This is a genomic window from Bartonella sp. PS17NMGDW, assembly GCF_042193555.1.
GTDB lineage: Bacteria > Pseudomonadota > Alphaproteobacteria > Rhizobiales > Rhizobiaceae > Bartonella > Bartonella grahamii.
Genome location: NZ_JBHILY010000036.1, coordinates 1 through 5,027 on the forward strand (window position 1 = coordinate 1; position 5,027 = coordinate 5,027).

Annotated in this window: 4 protein-coding genes and 1 pseudogene; all 5 read left to right on the top strand. The window is 38.2% G+C overall.

The annotated features are described in order from the left end of the window. Positions 1-1,512 (top strand): HNH/ENDO VII family nuclease (locus ACFIJK_RS08735; protein ID WP_375627525.1); only part of this gene is annotated, 1,512 nt, incomplete at its 5' end. 20 nt (positions 1,513-1,532) lie between these two features. Next, the gene (locus ACFIJK_RS08740; protein ID WP_208438784.1) at positions 1,533-2,018 is read left to right on the top strand and encodes an SMI1/KNR4 family protein; all 486 of its coding nucleotides are present in this window, start codon (positions 1,533-1,535) and stop codon (positions 2,016-2,018) included. After that, entirely contained in the window at positions 2,015-2,479 is a 465-nt protein-coding gene (locus ACFIJK_RS08745) for an SMI1/KNR4 family protein (RefSeq protein ID WP_375627526.1), read from the top strand. Before ACFIJK_RS08740 ends, ACFIJK_RS08745 begins: the two co-directional genes overlap by 4 nt. A gap of 102 nt (positions 2,480-2,581) precedes the next feature. Continuing rightward, positions 2,582-3,058: an SMI1/KNR4 family protein gene (locus tag ACFIJK_RS08750; protein ID WP_375627527.1), complete on the top strand. Its 477-nt coding sequence runs from the start codon at positions 2,582-2,584 to the stop codon at positions 3,056-3,058. Positions 3,059-3,063: 5 nt separating this feature from the next. Beyond that, positions 3,064-5,027, top strand: a pseudogene (locus ACFIJK_RS08755) (DUF6990 domain-containing protein); the annotation flags it as partial.

The window sequence follows — 5,027 nt, forward strand, 5'->3', positions numbered from 1 at the left end:
GGCGGGGCTGTGGGTGAAGCCACTGCTATGCTCCAGTTTCAATTGTGGGTGCAAGGCATTGTGAAAGAGGAAATGGGGGACCTAAACGGTCGCACCCCTACTGCGGAAGAGGAAGCGCGTATAAACGCAAAGATTGATGCGCAGTTTGCTGACTTTAGAGACCACACCATTGATGTCGCACGGGCTGCCGGGGGCGTTGCTGCTGCCCTTGCCGGTGGCAATGTTGATGCCGGCGCCGATGCCGCAGGCAATGCCGCTGCAAATAACTTTTTGGGTAGTGCACAACGCGCTCAGATGAAGAAAGAGTTAGAAGAGTGCCCTGATGATCAGTGTCGAAGAGAGGTTAACGAAAAATGGTTCGAGATTAGTGAAGAGCAAGATAGGATTTTTGAGATAGGTCTTGCGAAGGGTACGATTGTTGGTGCCGTAAAAGCAATAGGAAACGGAATATCTGAGACAGCTCATGACGTTAAAGAATTAGGATCGGCAATAGGAAACGGAATATATGCGACAGTTCATGACGTTAAAGAATTAGGATCGGCAATAGGAAACAGTTCAGTTGATGAGATCTATCAAAATACCCTTCAAGGCGTTGGAACAGCAAAAGCTTGGGCCACGGGTGGGCATATATTTGATGATGTCTGGGAAGGTGCTGGTCAACTCTGGGAAGGAGTTGGTCAATTCTGGGGAGGTGTTAAGGATTCCTTTAGAGGGCACATAGATCACATAAAGGATTCCTTTGGGGGGCATATAGATCACATACATGAAACAATGGAGAAAGGGGGGGATGGAGCATTCAGTGCTGGTGCTGAATCTGGCGAAATGCTAGGTAAACCATTAGGAGATGTGGCTTATATAGTGGGTTCTACAGTGCTTACTGACGGTGCTGTTTCAGCAGCCAAGGGAGGCGTAAAGCTTGCGAACAAGCTTGTAGAAAAAGATATCATCAAATTTGCATCTAAAGCTGAAGAAGCGGCTATAACAGGAGCAACTAGTTCTGAAGTAAATACTGCTCATGTGGGAAAAGAAATCGCACAATCGCTAGAAAAAATGAGCGATGAAGCTATTGCAACTCAATATTTGGGGCAAGAGAGAAAATTCTGGTCAAAACCTATTGAGGTTGAGTTTGAAATAACTAACAAGGGAGAAAAAATTACTCAGACAAACAAAGTCTATCAGAGAGATGATCTGTTTGATCCTAACCAGATTGTTAGTTGGACAGTAAAAGGAAAAGAAGTAAAAGGTACAAATATTGAAAGGATGAAAACAGGAAGAGCACCTCTTGACTTTAATGAAAATCCCATTGAATTGCATCATATGCTGCAAACACATGATGGTCCCATAGCAGAGGTTACAAATGCGTTTCATAATAAACATAATTCAGTTATTCATATTAATCCTAATACAATGGGATCAGCTATTGACAGAGACCTATTCGATAAATGGAGGACGAAATACTGGAAGGAACGTGCTAAAGATTATGAAAAGAAAGATATAGCAACTAAAAAATAATAATTTATGGAGAACAACCTATGAAAACTTATACTTTAGCTGATGTTGTACAATTAATTGATAAAGTAAATAAATATGATGATGAGATTATCAATTTTGGTACTGCAGAGGATGCAGTTAGTGATGTACGGATTAAAGAGGCAGAAAAAACTCTCGGTTTACAGTTTACAACTTCTTATAAGGATTTTTTAAAAAATTATAAGGGAGGAGAAATTGGTTATGAGGAAATTTTTAGCATTTATAACGCAAGTTTTGAGGATCATCCTGCTGGTGATATTGTGCATAAAAACTTATATCATAGGAAACATGGTTTTGCGACATTAGAACAGCTTGTTGTCAGTAGAACTGATTTTGGTGAGACATTTTACTTTGATTATACTCAGTTTCAGGATGGTGAATGCCCACTCTACGTCAAGATTCCATCTGGAGCGTCACATTATTATGCAAGTAATTTTTATGAATTTCTCTGTAAAAGAATTAAAGAGCACGCAGGGGAAGATTTGTGAAAACCTATACCTTAGCTGATGTTGCAGTACTAGTTGATAAATATAGCGATAGTATCGATTTTGGCACTACAGATAAAGCAGTTGATGATGTACTAATTGAAAAAGCAGAGAAAACTCTTGGTTTGCAGTTTACGTCTTCCTATAAAAGTTTTTTAAAAAACTATGGAAGAGGGGAAATTTGTGGTGAGGAAATATGTAGCGTTTATGATACAAACTTTGAGATTGTTCGTAGTGATGATATTGTTTATTATCATATAACGGATGTAGAAAATGGTTTAGCAAAACCACAGCAGCTTGTTGTGAGTAGAACTGATTTTGGTGAGACATTTTATTTTGATTACTCTCAGTTTCAGGATGGTGAATGTCCGCTCTATCTTAAGTTTCCACCTAGCGATCCCCAGTATTACGCAAGTAATTTTTATGAATTTCTCTGTAAAAGGATTACAGATAACTTGAAGTAAATTTCTTTGTATGGTGGTTTTACTTCCGAATTGCAATGTTAAACCACTATTTTTTATTTTCAAGAATGCAGGCATCGTTAATATTTTTAAGGGGGATCATCTATGAAAACCTATACCTTAGATGATGTTGTAGTATTAATTGATAAAGTGAATAAATATGATGATGAGATTATCAATTTTGGCACTGCAGAGGATGCGCCTGATGATATATTGATTGAAAAGGCTGAGAGAACTCTTGGTTTACAACTCACCTCGTCCTACAAAAGTTTTTTAAAAAATTATGGAGGAGGAGAAATTGGAGGTTATGAAATATTTAGCATTTATAACGCAAGTTTTGAAGATAATCCTGCTGGTGATATTGTTTATTATCACTTAACAGATATAAAAAATGGTTTAGCAAAACCACAGCAGCTTGTTGTCAATAGAACAGATTTTGGTGAAACCTTTTACTTTGATTATACTCAGTTTCAGGATGGAGAGTGTCCGCTCTATCTTAAGTTTCTACCTAGCGATCCCCAGTATTACGCAAGTAATTTTTATGAATTTCTCTGTAAAAGAATTAAAGAGCACGCAGGGTAATGACGATGCAAACCAAAGATGCAACAGAGATTTTAAAAAGACTTGGCTGGGAGCCCCATCGCGATGAAATGGGTGATATGTTTGCTTATTATCATCTCCCCGATCGCATAGTGCGTATTCATTATGGTGTCATAGATTATGGACGGGATAGTGGAAGATTATGGGTTTCTGTCAGTCTTACCACTGCCGCCTATTGTCTTGGCTGGGAATACGCTAACGGTAAGAAATCGCGATACCAATATGAGGATATGCTGATTTCTTCAGAAGAGAATTTTGGAGTTACAGCACTAGAATTTTTTGAAAACCACGTTAAGGTAGCTTTAAATAAAGTGTTAGTTTGGGCGCACGCACAAGATATTGAGAAAAAATTACGTGAAAAAGCTGCTAATCATTCTCTCGTTGCAAAGGCTCTACTCGGCGATACCGAAGCTTTAAGGAATTACAAACCTACACCTCAATTATATACACCAGAGTTTTCTGATTATGAAAAGATAACGCAGGTTAAGCGCGTTATCTTTTTTGCTGAGGCGTATAAAAATAACGAATTGGATGACATTTTAGCACGCAAAAAACCGAAACAGTGTTTGATGAGTCTTACAGCAGCAACGCGCATTCTTAAAACCCAAGGGTGGTTTGTTACGGAACCTGGGAAAATGTGGTTAGTTTTGCCCGACCGCTTCATTCAATTTGATTTTGGTTTTATACGTCTTCCAAATGATGATTACAATGTTCATCTTGAAGCAGAGATCTCCAACGAAGATATTTCTGTAGCTTGCCATTATATTCACGATAGTAGAAAATGTAGGCAGATATCAGCTACAAATATTTATCAGTCTTTTAATACGATTGGGGGAGGGGTTTTTAGTGGTGTTGATAAAGGGATTGATATTCGTGTAGAGACATTAAATGAGCAGGAGCTTATAAAAATTTCTGAGCGGGTGATACAATGGGCGCGTGCTCAGGATTTAGAAGCAGCGATAGAAAGCAAAGCGCTTGTTCAAAAATATAGCTCATGTCCTGATATCTCATGGCATTTGGCTTGTTTAGCATTAACAGGTCAAATTGATGTCCTGAAATCCTATCAAAATGCCGTAAAAGCAGGTACGATTTCTGAATATTTAGATGACGATGATGTGGAAAAATATGTTAATCACGCTGTTCAATTTGCTGAAGGACATCTGACCGTTTTAAAGGAGCGAGAGGCGGCAGATGCACGTATTGGTGTACAATCTTTGGTTCTTCTTAATACAGTTTCTGAAACATTAAAAATGATGAACTGGACAGTCTATCGCGACAAAAATTATAATTGTAATGCCTATTTTATAAGCAAAGACCGTATCATTAATATAATGTACAGCCTTGATACAAAAGGAAAAACACCTATCCTTATATTCAAGGCGTCCCTTTCAACACTTAGTTTTTCTACGGCTCATAGAGAGATTTTCTATAATATGCCTCAATATATAGCCATCAAAGAAGCAGAAGAAGTTTATACAGTTTCTAGTACTGAATTGGATGAAGGCAAGCTAAAGGAGATTTGTACAGATATACTTGAGTGGGCTGACAACCAAAACAGCAACCAAATCATCTATGATTATGCGGCGTTGCTAACAAACAGTGAATTTTGCCTTGCAGAATTTCACCTTATTGCACTTATTTTGACTGGCAATGTCAAAAAACTTAAGTTTTATAAGGAGAGTTTTCAAAGAAAGAGCTGTCTAGGTTTTGTGGAAAACATCACAAAATATGATATTGAGAACGCTCTTACTCTTGCACAGCGTTATTGAACAGGTTTTCCCAAAAAGGCATTGATTTTAAGCTTGGATCCGCAAACAGCATCTGTTGCTTCTAAAAGAACTTCTGTTGAAGTGGCAGAGGAAGTGGATGAAGCAGATGACACTGATGATCGTCTCACCATGGAAAGTGCTCATGCACTTTTGAAAAGCTTAGGTTGGTCAACTGAGAAAAT